The following is a 16989-nucleotide window of genomic DNA, read 5'->3' as shown; positions in this document are numbered from 1 at the left end:
GTCAGTCCTCCGCCCGCAGCAGCCCGCCGCGCCGGCGCATCAGCAGGGCGGTGACCGACATGGCCAGGGCGAAGAGCACGAGCGAGAGCACGCACGCCGCGCCGGTGTTGAAGTTCTGGAAGCCCAGTGAGTAGACGAGCTGCGGCACGGTGAGGGTGGAGTGGTCGGGGTAGCCGGGCTGGACGACCGTGCCGGGGCCGATGCTCACGCCGGACGCCATCCGCCCGGCCACCAGCGCCTGCGTGTAGTACTGCATCGTCTGCACCACGCCCGTCACCACCGCGAAGGTCACCACGGGGGTGATCGACGGCCAGGTGACGTAGCGGAAGGTCGCCAGCGGCCCGGCCCCGTCCAGCTCGGCCGCCTCGTACTGCTCGCGCGGCACGTCGAGCAGGGCGGCGAGGAAGACGACCATGAGGTCGCCGATGCCCCACAGCGACAGCAGCACCAGCGAGGGCTTGGCCCAGGCCGGGTCGGTGAACCAGCCGGGGGAGGGCAGGCCGAGCGCGGAGAGGATGCCGTTCACGGGGCCGGTGCCGGGGTTCAGCAGGAAGACGAAGGCGACCGTGGCGGCCACCGGCGGCGCCAGGCACGGCAGGTAGAACAGGGTGCGCAGCAGGCCCTTGCCGAGCTTGATCCGGGTGGCGAGCAGCCCGATGCCCAGGCCGAAGACCACCCGTAGCGTCACCATGACCGCCACCAGCCACAGGGTGTTCCCCAGGGCCGGCCAGAACAGCGGCATCCGCTCCAGCACGTACGACCAGTTGCGCAGCCCCACGAAGGTCGGCGGGCGGATCTGGTTGTAGTGCATGAAGGAGAAGTAGACGGTGGCCGCGAGCGGATAGGCGAAGAAGACGCCGAAGCCGGCCAGCCAGGGGGAGAGGAAGCCCACGGTGCGCAGGCGCCGGCGCAGCCGGGCGCGGCGGGCCGGGTCCGGACGGTTCATCCCTGCCCTTTCGTCAGTCGGCGGACTGGAGGGTGTCGTCGTCGATCTGCCGGTCGAGCCGCCGCAGCCCCTTGCCGAGGTCGTGCACGCGGCCGGCCTCGACGGCGTAGCCGAACTCGCGCAGCGCCACCACGTACATCCCGCCGTTGACCGAGGGCGGCAGGGCGACGCTCAGCGGGTGCCGGGCGATGTCCAGGAAGGTGCGAAAGCCGGGGCCGGCTTGCAGCCGGGGCGAGGCGAGCGCGGCCTTGGTGGAGGGCACGTTGCCGAGCGCGTTCGCGAACGCGACCACCTGATCGGTGTCGGTCGTCAGGAACTTCACCAGCTCCCAGGCCGCGTTCTGGTGCCGGCTGCTGTGCGCGATGCCCACCACGGTGCCGGTCAGCAGGCCGCGCCCGTACGTCTCGGGCCGGTCGTCCGGTACGGGCAGGGGCGCGGTCGCCCAGCGGAAGCCGGGGCGGTCCGCCTCCAGCATCCGGGTGCGCCACTCCCCGTCCAGGTGCATGGCGAGCTTCCCCGTGCGGAAGGCGTGCTGCGAGGACATCTCCTCGCCGAAGGTGGTGCGGAACCTCTCCAGCGGCCCGTAGCCGCCGAGGGCGTCGATCAGCTCCCGCTGGAAGCGCAGGAAGGCGGTGGTCGCCGGCTCCCGCGAGAGCCGCGCGCTGCCGTCGCCGTCGAAGTAGGCGGGCCCCCACTGGGCGAAGAGGCGGTCCGGGCTGTTCTCGTACAGCCGGAAGTCCGGCATGAAGCCCACCCGGCGGTACCCGCCGCCGGCGGTGCGCTCGGTGAGGCGGACGGCGGCCGCCTTGAACTCCGACAGGGTGCGCGGGGGGTGGGGGATGCCCGCCTGCTCGAAGGCGTCCTTGTCGTAGTACAGGCCGTAGGCGTCGGCGAGCAGCGGCAGGGCGCACTGGGTGCCCCGGTAGGCGGTGTAGTCGAGCATCACGCGCGGGAAGACCGCCTCCTTCGCGATGCCGGAGCGGCGCAGGAAGGGGCCGAGGTCGGTCCACATGCCCGACGAGCAGTACTGGCCGACGTTGTCGGTGGAGAAGGAGGCCACGACGTCGGGCGCGCCCGGGCCGCCGGCGCGCAGGGCCTGGTTGACGGTGGCGTCACCGACGTTGCCGGTGGTCTCCACGCGGATGTGGGGGTGGGCGCGGCGGAACCGGGCGAGGGCCTCGTCGACCGCCTTCACCTCGTCCTTCTGGGACCAGCCGTGCCACAGGCGCAGGGTGACGGGCCGGGTGGGGTCGTCGTCGGCGCTGCCGGCGGCCGGGGCGGCGCAGCCCGAGAGCACCCACAGCACCGGCAGGAGCAGCAGGAGGACCGCAGCAGGCGCCCGTAACCGTGACCGCAGGGGTGACCGTGGCATCGGGCCTCCTCGCCGGGTCAGGCCGTGTCGAAGACGGCGTCGCGGGCGTCGGCGAGCCCGGTGCGCAGCGCGCCGACGAGGACGGGGCAGCCTTCGACGGTGCTCAGGCGCAGCTGCGGGCGGGGCAGGGCGAGATCGTCCAGCCGCGACTCGACCAGGGCGCGCAGCCGTTCGCCGCCGGCCCGGCAGACCTCCCCGGTCAGCACCACCAGCCCCGGGTCGACGACGGCGACCACCGCCGCGAGCCCGGTGGCGATGCGCTCGGCGAGTTCGGCGAACAGCGCGTCGCCCGCGCCCGGCGTGCGCGCCGCCGCATCGAGTGCCTCGCGCACGCTCCCGGCGGCCAGGCCCGCTTCCCGCGCGAGCCGCAGCACGGTGGGCGAGCCCACGAGCTGCTGGAAACCGCCCCCGCCGTCCGGGGCGACGGTGGCCTGGGGGCCGCCGCGGGCCAGCGGCGCCCCCGGCAGCGGCATGTAGCCGATCTCGCCGGCGCCGCCGGTGGCCCCGCGCAGGGGCCGGCCGCCGAGGACGAGAGCGGCGCCCACGCCCTCGTCGATCCACACCAGGACGAAGTCGTCCTCGCCCCGGGCGGCGCCCGCGTGGCGTTCGGCGACCGCGGCCAGGTTGACGTCGTTCTCGATGACGACGGGCGTGCCCAGCCGCCCGGCCAGCTCCTCGCACACGCCGGGGGCCTGCCAGCCGGGCAGGTGGGGGGCGTAGCGCAGGACGCGGGTGCGCGGGTCGAGGGCGCCGGGCGTGCCGATGACGGTGCGGTGCAGGTCGCCGGTGCCCAGCCCGGCGGCGGCCAGCGCACCGCGGACGGCCTCGGCGACCAGCTCGCCGGTGCGCCGGGCGACGTCCTCGTCCAGGGCCCGGGCGCGGACGTGGTGCTCGCCGAGCAGGGTGCCGGTGATGTCGGCGACGGCGGCGGTGATGCCCTCCTCGTCGACGGCGAGGGCGGCCACGTGCGCGACGGACGGATTGACCTCGTACAGCTGGGCGTTGGGGCCCGGGCGGCCGGTGACGCTGCCGACGCCGCGCACCAGTCCGGCGGCCTCCAGCCGGCCGAGCAGCTGGGAGGCGGTGGGCTTGGACAGGCCGGTCAGTTCGCCCAGCCGGGTGCGCGTGAGCGGCCCGAGGTCGACGAGCAGCTCCAGCGCGGCCCGGTCGTTCATGGCCCGCAGGACGCGCGGCGTCCCGGGGATTCCGGCCTGGCCCATGACGTCGAGTCCCACCCCTCGGCAGATCTGTAAGGAAACTTTCCAACCGATACGGGGGACGTTAGGGCCCGGCTCACACCGGCGTCAAGAGTGCCCTCTGCAACGATCTTCCGCAGCCCGTTGGCCCCGCCGGAAAATCGCATGCGCCCCTTCGTCACGTCTTGTTACGTTCCGTGGCATGGAACCACTCGGCGACCACGCCATACGCGCCAGCTTCGTCAACTGCTCCAAGGGCGAGGCGCGCCGCATCAACCTGCCCCGCGGGCTGGCCGAGCTGCCCTGGGAGGACCTGGACTTCCTCGGCTGGCGCGACCCGGGCGCGCCCGACCGCGGCTACCTCGTCACCGAGCGCGGCGGCGAGCTGGTGGGGGTGACCCTGCGCGTCCCGCAGGGCGGGCCCCGCAGCTTCACCAAGACCACCATGTGCTCGCTGTGCATGACGGGACACCCCGGCTCGGGCGTCTCCCTGCTGGCCGCCCGCCGCGTTGGCGCCTCCGGCCGCGACGGCAACACGGTCGGCGCCTACATGTGCGCCGACCTGGCCTGCCCGCTGTACGTGCGCGGCAAGAAGGTGCCGTTGCTGACGATGCGCTACAAGGAGACCCTGTCGCTGGAGGAACGGCTGCAGCGCATGCGCACGCACCTCGACGAGTTCCTGGAGAAGGTCCTGCAGGAGGCGTGACCGGGCATGGACGGGCGGGCTACTTGCCGAGCGTCGCCCCCGGCGGTATCGGCGCCGTCGCCTGGGACTGCGGCGAGGTGGGATTGCCCAGCACCGACGGCGGCGCCACCGCGGTCGCGAGGTCCGGGGCGGGGGCTGGGGCGTCCTCCTGCGGGCCCTGCGCCGCGGCACCCATGCGGATGCCGGCCGCGTCCAGGGCCTGCTTGATCCGCCAGCGCAGCTCCCGCTCGACGTCGGCCGAGTGCCCCGGCATGGCCTTCGCCTGCACCCGCACCACGACCGTCTCCAGCGTCACCGAGTCCAGGCCCATGACCCGCACCGGCTCCCAGATCCGCTCCGTCCAGGGCGCCTGCCGCGCCAGCTCCTCGCCGGCCTCGGCGATGACCGTACGGGCCCGGTCCAGGTCCTCGTCGTAGCGCAGGGTGACGTCGACCTCGGCCAGGGCCCAGCCCTGGCTGAGGTTGCCGATGCGCTTGACCTCGCCGTTGCGCACGTACCAGATCGCGCCGTTGGCGCCGCGCAGCTTGGTCACGCGCAGGCCCACCTCGACGACCGTGCCCGTGGCCACGCCGGCGTCGATCTCGTCGCCCACGCCGTACTGGTCCTCGAGGATCATGAAGACGCCGGAGAGGAAGTCCGTCACCAGGTTCCGCGCGCCGAAACCGATGGCCACACCCGCCACACCCGCGCTCGCCAGCAGCGGCGCCAGGTTGATCTTCAGTACGGACAGCACCGTCAGCGCCGCCGTGCCCATGATCAGGAACGAGGCCACGCTGCGCAGCACCGACCCGATGGCCTCCGACCGCTGCCGTCGCCGCTCGGCGTTGACCAGCAGGCTGCCCAGCGCCGTGCCGTCCACCGCCTGCGCGGTGCGGTTCATCCGTGCTATCAGCTTGGTGATGGCACGGCGGATCAAGGAGCGCATCGCCACCGCGATCACGAGGATCAGCACGATGCGCAGGCCGTTGCTGAGCCAGATGGACCAGTTCTCCTCGACCCAGCCCGCGGCGTCGTTCGCCGTGCGCTGCGCCTCGTCCAGGGACGAGGTACGGGGGGTCGGGGAATCACCGGCCGGGAGGGCGGACCAGAACACAGCAGAAGCCTCCTGGAGGGAGCGGGGCAGCCTCCCAGAGTAACGGGAGGGGGCCGCTCGCCCGCTGTTGTGTTCGAGATGGGACAGGTCTTGTTCAAAAACACCCGAGACCCGTTACCTGGTCATGGTGGCGCGCGTGCCAGGGGTAAGGGGACACTTGCAGGAGATCGTCCCGGCGCGAGCCACGCGCCGCCGGCGTACAAGGAGGCACCCGTGCCGCATGTCCTGGTCCTCAACGCGTCGTACGAGCCGCTCGGCGTCGTACCGCTCCGCCGCGCGCTCATACTCGTCCTCAATGAGAAGGCCGTCAGCCTTGAGGACACGGGCGCCTATCTGCACAGTGCAAGCTGCACCATCCCCGCGCCCAGCGTCGTGAGGCTGAAGCGCTTCGTGCGGGTGCCCTTTCGGGGACCCGTGCCGCTCACCCGCCGCGCCCTGTTCGCCCGCGACGGCGGACGCTGCGCGTACTGCGGTGGTGTCGCAACCAGCGTCGACCACGTCGTACCGCGCAGTCGGGGCGGCCAGCACAACTGGGAGAACGTGGTGGCCGCGTGCCGCCGCTGCAATCACGTCAAGGCCGACCGGCACGTCTCGGAGCTCGGCTGGCGCCTGCGCCACCAGCCGGCTCCGCCGACGGGGCTGGCGTGGCGCATCATCGGCACGGGCCATAGGGATCCGCGCTGGCTGCCTTACCTCAAGGCGTACGGCGCGGAGGATGCGATGGCCCGGATCGACGGCGTCTCCGCGTAGGCCGTCACCGGGCCTTCTGCTTGTCCCGCGCCGGACGGGCCCTTGAGTCCGTCCGGCGCTCTGCGATGCCGCACGGCGCCCGCCGCGGGCGTCAGCGCAGCGCGTACGTCTCCACCTGTCCCACCGCGTAGCCGCCGTCGCCGCGCAGGCGGACGAAGCGCGTGCCGGGCGCATCCAGGCGCAGCCCGCCCCCGGCGTCCGTCGTGAACGGCACCTCGCGCCACCCGCGCCCGTCCCCGGACACCTCGACGCGGTAGCGGCCCGGCCGTCCGCCCTGCCAGTGCGGCACCAGGCGCCCCAGCCGCACCGGGCGGGCCAGTTCGAGCTGCCACCACACGTCGCCGTCGGGCGGCGTGGTGCGTCCGCCGCGCGCCAGGTCCTCGCTCGCCAGCGCCGGGTACGCCCGGACCGTCACCGCCCGCTCGCGGCCCGCCAGCCGCACGGGCACGGTGAAGGTGCCGGCCGGGGTCCCCGCGGGCACCGACACCTCGATGCGGGCCGTGGTGACGCCCGCCCGGACGGCCGTGACCTCGGCGGGGGCGGTGACACTCACCCCCTTGGGAGCCTGGACGGCCAGCGCCTCGCGGATCGTCTCCGGCCGCTGGTTGATCACGCGGATGCCGATGACGGCGGGCCTGCCGCCGATCTCCGCCTCCGCCCGGCCGTCGTTCGCCAGTTCGAGTTCGGCCCGGGGGCTGTCGTCGAACCAGGGGGCGATCTCGTGCACGGCCGGCGGCTGCGCGCCCTGCTCCCACACCACCCGCAGGCCGTCCGCCCGCAGCCCCTTGCCGGGCAGCTGCGTCCAGCCGCCGTCCGCCACGGCCCCCAGCTGCTGCCAGCCGCGCACCGGGTCGTGCGCCTCCACGACGCCTGCGGCCCCCGGCGCGTCCGCCGTCAGCAGGGTGACCTGCGTCAGCGGCCGCGGCTCGGGCAGCCGTACGGCCAGGGGCGTGCCCGCCGCCGGGGTGAGGGCCGTCGCCGCATTGCCGTCGGTGGCCGCGCCCGCGGTGCGCACCGGCCGGTCGACGCCCGTCCAGCCGTTGGCGCGGGCCAGCGCCTGGTCGAGGAAGGGCACGAGGACGCCCTGCCCCACGGTCGCGCGCTCCGCGCTGATCCGCTCGCGCAGCTTCTGCACCGCCAGCTGGGCCCGCCAGGCCGCCGTGCCGTCGCCGCGCGCCTGGGCGGTGAGCATGTCGACGGCCTGCAGCCCGGCCTGTCCGTGCCGGCCCAGCTGCTCCAGCCAGGGCCCCACCTCGCCGCCGAGGGCCGGCCCGAGCCGCTCGGGGGCGCCCGCCATGGTGCGGAAGGCCTCCCGCAGCCGGCCCGCGGCCTGCTCCAGCCGCCCGGCGTCGGTGCCGGACAGCGCGTCGCGGAAGTCGTCCAGCAGCGGCCGCAGGTACGCCGACTCCTCGCCGCCGAGCACCGAGGACGCGTCGTTGCCGGCGAGCGCGAACAGCGCGTCGCGGGCCGCCGCGTCGCCGCCCGCGAGCGAGGCGAGGTCGGCCACGGCCGCCCGCCAGGACTCCTCCGGGCGGTAGCCGCGCGGGTTCCAGGCGAAGTCGGCGGCGGTGAACAGCGGGATGCGCGAGGCGGTGGGCTGCGCCGCCGCGTTGGCCAGCAGCGCGGCGGAACCCGCGGCCACGGCCGGCTCGCGGCCGGTGTAGGGCCCGAGGAAGATACGGTCCTGCGCGAAGTCGTTGACCGGGTAGTTGTCCATGGTCACCAGCGGGTGCCCGAAGGCGGTGCGGGCCTCGGCCAGTTCACCGCCGGTGATGGTGCGGGGCACCACGCCCACGCCCGTCCACGCCACCTCGACGCGCTTGTCGAGCTTCTCCGCCAGGGCCCGCCGGAAGGCGGTGCGCCCGTCCTGGTAGTACTCGGTGGGCAGCAGGGAGAGCGGGGCCGCCTCCGGGCCCTTGGCGGCCAGGTGCCGGGCCAGCTCGCCGGCCACCTTCGCCTGCGCCTTCGCCGCCGCCTTCGGCCCCGAGCCGAACTCCTCGGCGTCCGCGCCGCAGTGCCACTCGCTGTAGCTGACGTCCTGGAACTGCAGCTGGAAGGCGCGCACCCCCAGCGCCCACATCGCGTCCACCTTGCGCTTGAGGGCCCGCAGGTCGGCGGCGGAGGAGAAGCACATGGCCTGGCCCGGCGCCACGGCCCAGCCCAGCGTCACGTGGTTGCGCCGCGCCCGCTCGGCCAGCGCCCGGAACTCCGCGCGCCGCGCGGCCGGGTACGGATCGCGCCAGCGGGCCTGCCGGTAGGGGTCGTCGCCGGGGGCGTACAGGTAGCGGTTCTGCTTGGTGCGGCCCATGAAGTCCAGCTGGTCCAGGCGCTGCTGGGCCGACCACGGCTGCCCGTAGAAGCCCTCGGTCAGCCCGCGCACCGACGTGGTCGGCCAGTCGCGGATCAGCGCGCCGGCGAAGCCCTTGCCGCCGTCGCGCTCGACCGCCAGCTGCCGCAGCGTCTGGGCCGCGTGGAAGAGCCCGTCGTCGCCCACGCCCGCCAGCGCCACCGCCGGCCGCCCGTCGACGACGCCGGTGGCCAGCCGGTAGCCGCCCGCCGGCAGGTCGCCCGCGGCCGGCGCGCCCAGCGCCTTCAGGGCGCCCTCGGCGCTCCGCCCGCCGGCGTGCACGATCAGCCCGCCGGGCGGCGGAGTGCCGCCCGGCGCGGCGTCGACGACCGTGCGGGCGCCCGCGTCGCGCAGGACGTCCTTGAGCGCCTGCAGGGCGTACGGGTCGGTGCCCGGCTCCGCCATCAGGGTGACCTCGTCACCCACCCGGACGAACGAACCCTGGGCGCGCATCGACTGCGGCCGCGGCCACACCGCCGGCAGCGCACCCGCGCTCTCGCGGTCCGGGGCGTCCGGCGAACCGGCCGTCGCCGCCCGCTCGTCGCCCGGCCGGGGGTCGGCCAGGGCGTCCGCCGCGTTGCCCAGCAGCCCGCCCAGCAGGGCGGCCGCCAGCACCGTGACCCCCGCCCGGCGGGGCCGGCCCAGCCGGCCGGTGCCCACCGCGCGGCCGGGCACCGCCGCACCGCCGCTTTCGTACGAGGGGTCCTCGACCGGGAAACGCACCGTCTGCTGCTCCTCGCCCCTGGGCATCGCGCCTAGCCGTCGCGCCGTGGAGCGTCGAGCCCATCACCAGGTCCGTGAGCTGTCAACGTGCCTGCCCGAACTGCCGGTAATGCCCCTGCCGCCGCGAACGGGACCAGGTCCGGAACCGATCCGGAAGCCGCCCGAAGGGGCGTCAAAGCGACATGAGGGAACGCAAGGTGTCGGCGGCCGCCGCACATGGGTAGGGCATCAGGCGTCCGGCACCGGGGCCGACCGCGGAGGTCTTGATGGACGGAGTCGTCAGGGACAGGGCGCACCTGGCCGAACTGCACGGCGTCGCCGCCTCCTACGAGGCGGGCCCCGGCCGCACCGTCAAGGTGGCCGAGGACACCGTCGTCGCCGTCCTCGCCGCCCTCGGCGTCGACGCCTCCACACCACGGGCCGTGCGCGACGCCCTCGAAGCGCACGAGGCCGCCGCCCGCGGCCGGTTGCTGCCCCCCACCGTCGTCGTGCGCGGCACGGCAGGGCAGCCGCCCCCGCTCCCCGAGGGCACCGTGCTGCGCGTGGAGACCGAGGACGGCCGCACCCTGCCCTGGGATGACCCCGGCGGGCAGGAGCTGCCGCTCGGCGGCCATCTGCTGCGCGCCCGCACCCCCGACGGGCGCACCGCGAGCGCGCCCCTGATCGTCGCCCCCCGGCAGCTGCCCGGGCCCCCCGGGCGGGGCATCGGCTTCATGGTCCAGCTGTACTCGCTGCTGTCCGCCCGCTCCTGGGGCATGGGCGACCTCGGCGACCTCGCGGAGCTCGCCGCCTGGTCCGGCCGCACCTTCGGCTGCGACTTCCTGCAGGTCAACCCGTTGCACTCGGCCGTGCCCGGCCCGCCCACCGACCCCTCGCCCTACCGCCCCTCCTCCCGCCGCTTTCCCGACCCCGTCCACCTGCGCGTCGAGGAGGTGCCCGAGTTCGCCCACCTCGCCGGCGCCGCCCGGCAGGAGGCCGAGCACCTGCTGGAGCGGGCCGCGGCCCTGCGCGAGGACGTCCTGGTCCGCTCGACCCTCATCGACCGGGACGCCGTGTGGGACCTCAAGCGGCGCGCCCTGGAGCTGGTGCGCACCATCGCGCTCGGCCCCGGCCGGCGCGCCGCCTACCACGACTTCCTCGCCGCCCAGGGCCAGGCCCTGGACGACCACGCCACCTGGTGCGCCCTGGCCGAGGTGCACGGCCCCGACTGGCGCAGCTGGCCGGCGGGCCTGCGCGACCCGCGCTCGGCCCGCACCGCCCGGGCCCGCGGCGAGCTGCTGGACCGCGTCGACTTCCACTGCTGGCTCGCCTGGCTCACCGACCGGCAGCTGGCCGCCGCCCAGCGCACCGCCCGCGAGGCCGGCATGCGCATCGGCCTCGTCCACGACCTGGCCGTCGGCGTCCACCCCACCGGCTCCGACACCTGGGCCCAGCAGGAGATCTTCGCCGCCGGCATGTCGGTGGGCGCGCCCCCCGACGCCTTCAGCCCGCACGGCCAGGACTGGGGCCTGCCGCCCTGGCGGCCCGACGCCCTCGCCGCCACCGGTCACGCCCCGTACCGCGAGCTGCTGCGTCACCTGCTGCGGCACGCGGGCGCCCTGCGCATCGACCACGTGATGGGTCTGTTCCGGCTGTGGTGGGTGCCCCAGGGGTACGAGCCGCGGCGCGGCGCCTACGTGCGCTACGACCACGAGGCGATGCTCGCGGTCCTGGCCCTGGAGGCGCACCGCGCGCAGGCCGCCGTCATCGGCGAGGACCTGGGCACGGTCGAGCCGGGGGTGCGCGAGACGCTCCGGGAGCGCGGCGTGCTCGGTACCTCGGTGCTGTGGTTCGAGCGCACCTACGAGAGCTCCGACGGCACGGGGGGTAAGGAGGACAAGGAGGACAAGGGGGCCGAGGAGCCGCTGCCCCCCGAGAAGTGGCGCTCCGCCTGCCTGGCGACGGCCACCACCCACGACCTGCCCAGCACCGCCGCCCGGCTGACCGGCGAGCACGTGGAGCTGCGCCACCGCCTGGGTCTGCTGGCCCGTCCGCTGCAGGAGGAGCAGCGCGACGATGCCATGGACGTGGCCGAGTGGCTGGCCGCCTTCGTGCGCCTGGGGCTGCTGCCGGAGGGCCCGGGGGACGAGGAGGCGGCGGTACGGGCCGTGCACCGCTTCCTGCTGCGCACCCCCGCCCGGCTGGTCGGGATCTGGTTGCCGGACACCGTCGGCGACCGCCGGCCGCAGAATCTGCCGGGCACCTGGGACCAGTACCCGAACTGGCGGCTGCCGCTCGCCGACGCCCACGGCCGCCCGCTGTCCCTGGAGGAACTGGTGGCCTCGCCCCGGCTGCACGCGCTGATGGAGGACGTGGTGGCGGCCCGCGGCCCCCGATAGGCCACCCCGGGCGCGCGGCCCGTGCGGGGGTCCGATAGCTTGAGGCCGTGAGCAATAAGGTCAACAAGAACGCCGTGCGCGCCGGTGCGATCTCTGCCGGCACGATGCTGATGCTGCTGATGTCGTCCCCCGCGTTCGCGCTCACCCGCGACGACGGCGACGACCCGGGCCCGGGCCTGAGCGTGCTGAACACGCTCGGCCTGTACGTGGCGGCCCCGATCGTGCTGTTCCTGGTCATCGCGGGACTGACCATGGTGCTGTCCCGGAACTCCGACAACGCCCGTACCCACGCCGCGCAGACGCACTACCCGCGCGCCACGCGCTAGGGTCCTCAACCCTCACTCGCTTCCCGGAAGGCCGGCACCGCATGGTGCCGGCCTTTTCGCTGCCCTTTTACGTGTAGGAGCCACTGGCTTTGGCGTTTGTCGGACCGCTAACTTACGGTGTCGTAACCTACGGAGCCGTAGGTGATGATCGCCCAGGAGCCGCACGTGACCCTCGCCCCCGCCCACGACGGCCGTGCCGTCCTCAGCGACGCCCGCCTGCTGTACGCCCTCGAAGAGGTCGTCGAGGCCGAGCTCAACCGGCACCTGAAGGTGGCCAAGGAATGGATGCCGCACGAGTACGTGCCGTGGAGCGACGGGCGGAACTTCGACGGCCCCCTGGGCGGTGAGCCCTGGGCGCCCGAGCAGTCCAAGGTCACCGACATCGGCCGCATCGCCCTCGTCGTCAACCTGCTGACCGAGGACAACCTGCCCAGCTACCACCACGAGATCGCCACCCTCTTCGGCCGCGACGGCGCCTGGGGCACCTGGGTGCACCGCTGGACGGCCGAGGAGGGCCGGCACGGCATCGTGATGCGCGACTACCTGCTCACCTCGCGCGCCGTCGACCCGGTGGAGCTGGAGCGCTTCCGCATGGCGCACATGAGCGAGGGCTTCGAGTCCGACAACCGCCACAGCATGCTGCACTCGGTCGCCTACGTCGCCTTCCAGGAACTGGCCACCCGCATCTCGCACCGCAACACCGGCCACCACTCCGGAGACCCGGTCTGCGACCGCATGCTCGCGCGCATCGCCACCGACGAGAACCTGCACATGGTCTTCTACCGCAACCTGCTCGGGAAGTCCTTCGAGCTGGCGCCCGACCAGACCATGTGCGCCGTGCGCGACGTGGTCACCGGCTTCCGGATGCCCGGCCACGGCATCCCCGGCTTCGAGCGCGCCGCCGCGCAGATCGCCCTGGGCGGCATCTACAACCTGCGCATCCACCACGACGACGTGCTCCAGCCGGTGCTGCGCTTCCTGAAGGTCCTGGAGATCGACGGCCTCGGGCCGCAGGGCCTGCAGGCCCAGGAGGAGCTGGGGCACTTCCTCGGTGACCTGGATGAGCAGGCGCGGAAGTTCGACGAGCGGCGCGCGGCGATCCTGGCCCGCCGGGCCGCCCGTCAGGGATGACGAAACGCCGGACGGGCCGCCCGGCCCGTCCGGCGCTTCACCGGCGACGTGCCGGTCAGGCCGTCGCCGCGGCGTCCGCGGCCTGCGCCTTCAGGGCGCGCTCGACGCCCGCGCGCGCCTCGGTGACCAGGCGGCGCAGCGCGGCGTTCGGCTCGGCCGAGGCCAGCCAGGCGTCCGTGGCGGCCAGCGTGGCCTCGGAGACCTGCAGCACGGGGTACAGGCCGATCGCGATCTGCTGGGCCATCTCGTGGCTGCGGTTGTCCCAGACGTCCTTGACCGACGCGAAGTACTTCTCGGCGTAGCCGGCGAGCAGCTCGCGCTGGTCCGCCTGCTGGAAGCCGCCGATGACCGACTCCTGGACGGCGTTGGGCAGCGTGTCCGACTCGATCACCGACGCCCACGCCTCGGCCTTGGCCGCGGCCGTCGGGCGCGCGGCGCGGGCCCAGGCGGCGTGCTGCTCGCCGGCGGAGGTGCGGTCGCGCTCCAGCTCGGCCTCGATGGCCTTCTCGTCCGCGCGGCCGGTGGCGGCCAGCCGGCCGAGCAGGTCCCAGCGCAGCTCGGTGTCGACGGCCAGGCCCTCGATCGTCTCGGTGCCCTCCAGCAGCCCGGCCACGAGGTCGAGCTGCTCGTCGGTGCGCGCGGTGGCGGCGAAGGCCCGCGCCCAGGCCAGCTGGTGGTCGCTGCCGGCGACGGCCGCGCGCAGACGGTCGAGGGCGGCCTCGCTCCACTTGGCCAGGCCGCTCTCGCGCCAGGCGGGGGCGGCGTACAGGTCGAGGGCGGTCTTGACCTGGCGCTGCAGCGACTGCACCACGCCGATGTCGGACTCCTTGTCGATGCCCGAGAGCACCAGGTCCAGGTAGTCGCGGGTGGCCATCTCGCCGTCGCGGGTCATGTCCCAGGCCGAGGCCCAGCACAGGGCGCGCGGCAGCGACTGCTCGAAGTCGCCCAGGTGCTGGGTGACGGTGGCCAGCGACTCGGCGTCCAGGCGCACCTTGGCGTACGACAGGTCGTCGTCGTTGAGCAGGATCACGGCCGGGCGCCGGGTGCCCACCAGCTGCGGCACCTCGGTGCGCTCGCCGTCGACGTCGAGCTCGATGCGGTCGGTGCGCACCAGCTTGCCGCCTTCGAGCTCGTAGAGGCCGACGGCGATGCGGTGCGGGCGCAGGGTCGGCTCGCCCTTGGCGCCGGCGGGCAGGGCGGGGGCCTCCTGGCGGACGGCGAAGGAGGTGATGGCGCCGGACTCGTCGGTGGTGACCTCCGGGCGCAGGATGTTGATGCCGGCGGTCTCCAGCCACTTCTTCGACCAGGTGCCGAGGTCGCGGCCGCTGGTCTTCTCCAGTGCGCCCAGCAGGTCGGACAGCCGTGTGTTGCCGTAGGCGTGCGCCTTGAAGTACGCCTGCACGCCGCGGAAGAAGGCGTCCTCGCCGACGTAGGCCACCAGCTGCTTGAGGACGGAGGCGCCCTTGGCGTAGGTGATGCCGTCGAAGTTGACGAGGACGTCGTCCAGGTCGCGGATCTCGGCCATGATCGGGTGGGTGGAGGGCAGCTGGTCCTGCCGGTAGGCCCACGTCTTCATGGAGTTGGCGAAGGTGGTCCACGAGTGCGGCCAGCGGCTGCCGGGGGCGGCGGCCTGGCAGGCGATGGAGGTGTAGGTGGCGAACGACTCGTTCAGCCACAGGTCGTTCCACCACTCCATGGTGACCAGGTCGCCGAACCACATGTGGGCCAGCTCGTGCAGGATCGTCTCGGCGCGCACCTCGTAGGCGGCGTCGGTGACCTTCGAGCGGAAGACGTACTGGTCGCGAATGGTGACCGCGCCCGCGTTCTCCATCGCGCCCGCGTTGAACTCCGGCACGAAGAGCTGGTCGTACTTGGCGAAGGGGTACGCGTAGTCGAACTTCTCCTGGAACCAGTCGAAGCCCTGCCGGGTGACCTCGAAGATGGCGTCCGCGTCGAGGAACTCCGCCAGCGACGGACGGCAGTAGATGCCCAGCGGCACGACCTGCCCGTCCTTCTCGTAGCTGCTGTGCACCGCGTGGTACGGGCCGGCGATCAGCGCGGTGATGTACGTGGAGATGCGCGGCGTCGGCTCGAAGCGCCAGACGTGGTCGGCCGGGCGCTCGGGGGTGGGCGAGTTGGAGATCACGGTCCAGCCCTCGGGGGCCTTCACGGTGAATCGGAACGTCGCCTTCAGGTCCGGCTGCTCGAAGGAGGCGAAGACGCGGCGGGCGTCGGGCACCTCGAACTGCGTGTACAGGTACGCCTGCTGGTCGACCGGGTCGACGAAGCGGTGCAGGCCCTCACCGGTGTTGGTGTACGCGCAGTCGGCGACCACCCGCAGCTCGTTGCGGCCGGCGATCAGGCCCGGCAGCGCGATCCGGCTGTCGGCGAAGACCTCGGCCGGCTCCAGCGCCGTGCCGTTGAGCACGACCTCGTGCACGGTGGGGGCCACCAGGTCGATGAAGGTGTCGGCGGCTTCGGCGGCATCGAAGCGCACGACGGTCTCCGAGCGGAAGGTGCCGCCCTCCTGCGCGCCGGAGAGGTCGAGCTCGACCTCGTACGCGTCCAGGGTGAGCAGCCGCGCCCGCTCCTGCGCTTCCTCGCGGGTCAGATTCGTACCGGGCACGTGGGCATCTCCTTCAACGTCGCGATGGTCCGGCCATCCTTCCACGCCCGTCGCGCTGCGTGGCGGTGCGTACGCTGACGGCGGATGCGCGAAGGGGCGGGCCCGCACCGGGCCCGCCCCTCGCTCGTGCGTGCGGATCAGCCGCGCAGCTCGGCCGCGACCAGCTCGGCGATCTGGACGGCGTTCAGCGCCGCGCCCTTGCGCAGGTTGTCGCTGGAGAGGAACAGCGCCAGGCCGTGCTCGACGGTCTCGTCGACGCGGATGCGGCCCACGTAGGAGACGTCCTTGCCCGCCGCCTGCAGCGGGGTCGGGATCTCCGACAGCTCCACGCCGGGGGCGTCGGCCAGCAGCTCGTAGGCGCGCTCGACGCTCAGCGGACGCGCGAAGCGGGCGTTGACCTGCAGCGAGTGGCCGGAGAAGACGGGCACGCGCACGCAGGTGCCCGACACCTTCAGCTCCGGGATCTCCAGGATCTTGCGGGACTCGTTGCGGAGCTTCTGCTCCTCGTCCGTCTCGAAGCTGCCGTCGTCGACGACCGCACCGGCCAGCGGCAGCACGTTGAAGGCGATGGTGCGCTTGTAGACGCCCGGCTCCGGGAAGTCCACGGCCTCGCCGTCGTGGGTGAGCTCCGCGGCGCGGTCGGCGACCTTGCGCACCTGCCCGTCGAGCTCGGCGACGCCCGCCAGGCCCGAGCCGGAGACGGCCTGGTAGGTGGTGGCGACCAGCGCGGTCAGCCCCGCCTCCTCGTGCAGCGGCTTGAGCACCGGCATGGCGGCCATGGTGGTGCAGTTCGGGTTGGCGATGATGCCCTTGGGCCGCTGCTTGATCGCGTGCGGGTTGACCTCGGAGACCACCAGCGGCACCTCGGGGTCGCGGCGCCAGGCCGAGGAGTTGTCGATCACCACGGCGCCCTGGCCGGCGACCTTCTCGGCCAGCGCCTTGGAGGTGGCGCCGCCGGCGGAGAAGAGCACGATGTCCAAGCCGGTGTAGTCGGCGGTGGCGGCGTCCTCGACGGTGATGTCCTTGCCCTCGTAGGGCAGGGTCGTACCGGCGGAGCGGGCCGAGGCGAACAGGCGCAGCTCGGTCACCGGGAATTTGCGGTCGGCCAGGATCTTGCGCATGACTCCGCCGACCTGACCGGTGGCTCCGACGATTCCGATCCTCACGAGGACTCCCTACTTGCCGTTCAGCACGTACGTCCGACGACGGCTGACCTGGGTCTACGGTTCCATCATGCGGGTGACCCGGGGGTGGAAGTCCAATTTTTCGGCCGTGGGCCCGACCACAGGGCATCGCTCCGTGTCGTAAGCCGTCACTCGCGGTTGTGGCGGGGTGGGCCCGGCAGCCGCGCCCACCCCGCCGTGTCCGGCGTCAGCCGGTGACGTCCTTCGCGGT

12 protein-coding genes are annotated in these 16989 nt (G+C 73.8%); 5 read left to right on the top strand and 7 right to left on the bottom strand.

All coding sequences use genetic code 11. The annotated features are described in order from the left end of the window. Position 1: 1 nt before the first annotated feature. The 3 genes from AC27L3_RS11380 to AC27L3_RS11370 are packed head-to-tail and all read right to left on the bottom strand — an operon-like array spanning position 2 to position 3538. On the bottom strand, positions 2–946 hold the full coding sequence (locus AC27L3_RS11380) for a carbohydrate ABC transporter permease (RefSeq protein WP_487233861.1): 945 nt from the start codon (positions 944–946) through the stop codon (positions 2–4). 13 nt (positions 947–959) lie between these two features. After that, entirely contained in the window at positions 960–2318 is a 1359-nt protein-coding gene (locus AC27L3_RS11375) for an extracellular solute-binding protein (protein ID WP_487233860.1), read from the bottom strand. A 17-nt stretch (positions 2319–2335) separates the two neighbouring features. Then, the gene (locus AC27L3_RS11370; protein ID WP_487233859.1) at positions 2336–3538 is read right to left on the bottom strand and encodes an ROK family transcriptional regulator; all 1203 of its coding nucleotides are present in this window, start codon (positions 3536–3538) and stop codon (positions 2336–2338) included. Positions 3539–3716: 178 nt separating this feature from the next. Here AC27L3_RS11370 and AC27L3_RS11365 point away from each other — a divergent pair, with 178 nt between their 5' ends. Further along, entirely contained in the window at positions 3717–4220 is a 504-nt protein-coding gene (locus AC27L3_RS11365) for an FBP domain-containing protein (protein ID WP_487233858.1), read from the top strand. A gap of 19 nt (positions 4221–4239) precedes the next feature. Here the strand turns inward: AC27L3_RS11365 and AC27L3_RS11360 are convergent, their stop codons facing one another. Further along, a complete protein-coding gene (locus AC27L3_RS11360) occupies positions 4240–5313 on the bottom strand; it encodes a mechanosensitive ion channel family protein (protein ID WP_487233857.1) in 1074 nt (357 codons plus the stop codon). Positions 5314–5526: 213 nt separating this feature from the next. Here AC27L3_RS11360 and AC27L3_RS11355 point away from each other — a divergent pair, with 213 nt between their 5' ends. Further along, a complete protein-coding gene (locus tag AC27L3_RS11355) occupies positions 5527–6063 on the top strand; it encodes an HNH endonuclease (RefSeq protein WP_365967679.1) in 537 nt (178 codons plus the stop codon). A gap of 91 nt (positions 6064–6154) precedes the next feature. Here AC27L3_RS11355 and AC27L3_RS11350 read toward each other — a convergent pair whose 3' ends face one another. Next, on the bottom strand, positions 6155–9133 hold the full coding sequence (locus AC27L3_RS11350; RefSeq protein WP_487233856.1) for a beta-N-acetylglucosaminidase domain-containing protein: 2979 nt from the start codon (positions 9131–9133) through the stop codon (positions 6155–6157). Between the two features lie 266 nt (positions 9134–9399). Between AC27L3_RS11350 and malQ the strand changes: the two genes are divergently transcribed. The 3 genes from malQ to AC27L3_RS11335 all read left to right on the top strand — a co-directional run bounded on the left by malQ (position 9400) and on the right by AC27L3_RS11335 (position 12968). Further along, positions 9400–11511 carry a 4-alpha-glucanotransferase gene (gene malQ, locus AC27L3_RS11345; protein WP_487233855.1) on the top strand — a complete coding sequence of 704 codons (2112 nt, stop codon included), beginning with the start codon at positions 9400–9402 and terminating at the stop codon, positions 11509–11511. Between the two features lie 47 nt (positions 11512–11558). Beyond that, entirely contained in the window at positions 11559–11837 is a 279-nt protein-coding gene (locus AC27L3_RS11340; protein WP_344434387.1) for a hypothetical protein, read from the top strand. Positions 11838–12002: 165 nt separating this feature from the next. Next, complete coding sequence (locus AC27L3_RS11335) at positions 12003–12968, top strand: acyl-ACP desaturase (RefSeq protein ID WP_487233885.1); 966 nt, start codon at positions 12003–12005, stop codon at positions 12966–12968. Positions 12969–13023: 55 nt separating this feature from the next. Here AC27L3_RS11335 and pepN read toward each other — a convergent pair whose 3' ends face one another. Further along, complete coding sequence (gene pepN / locus AC27L3_RS11330; protein WP_487233854.1) at positions 13024–15594, bottom strand: aminopeptidase N; 2571 nt, start codon at positions 15592–15594, stop codon at positions 13024–13026. A gap of 137 nt (positions 15595–15731) precedes the next feature. After that, a complete protein-coding gene (locus tag AC27L3_RS11325) occupies positions 15732–16760 on the bottom strand; it encodes an aspartate-semialdehyde dehydrogenase (RefSeq protein ID WP_487233853.1) in 1029 nt (342 codons plus the stop codon). Positions 16761–16989 lie beyond the last annotated feature (229 nt).

It is taken from the genome of Streptomyces sp. PKA51 (genome assembly GCF_057552455.1).
The sequence above is the reverse complement of the archived record's forward strand: the minus strand, read 5'-3'. Positions and strand labels throughout refer to the sequence as shown.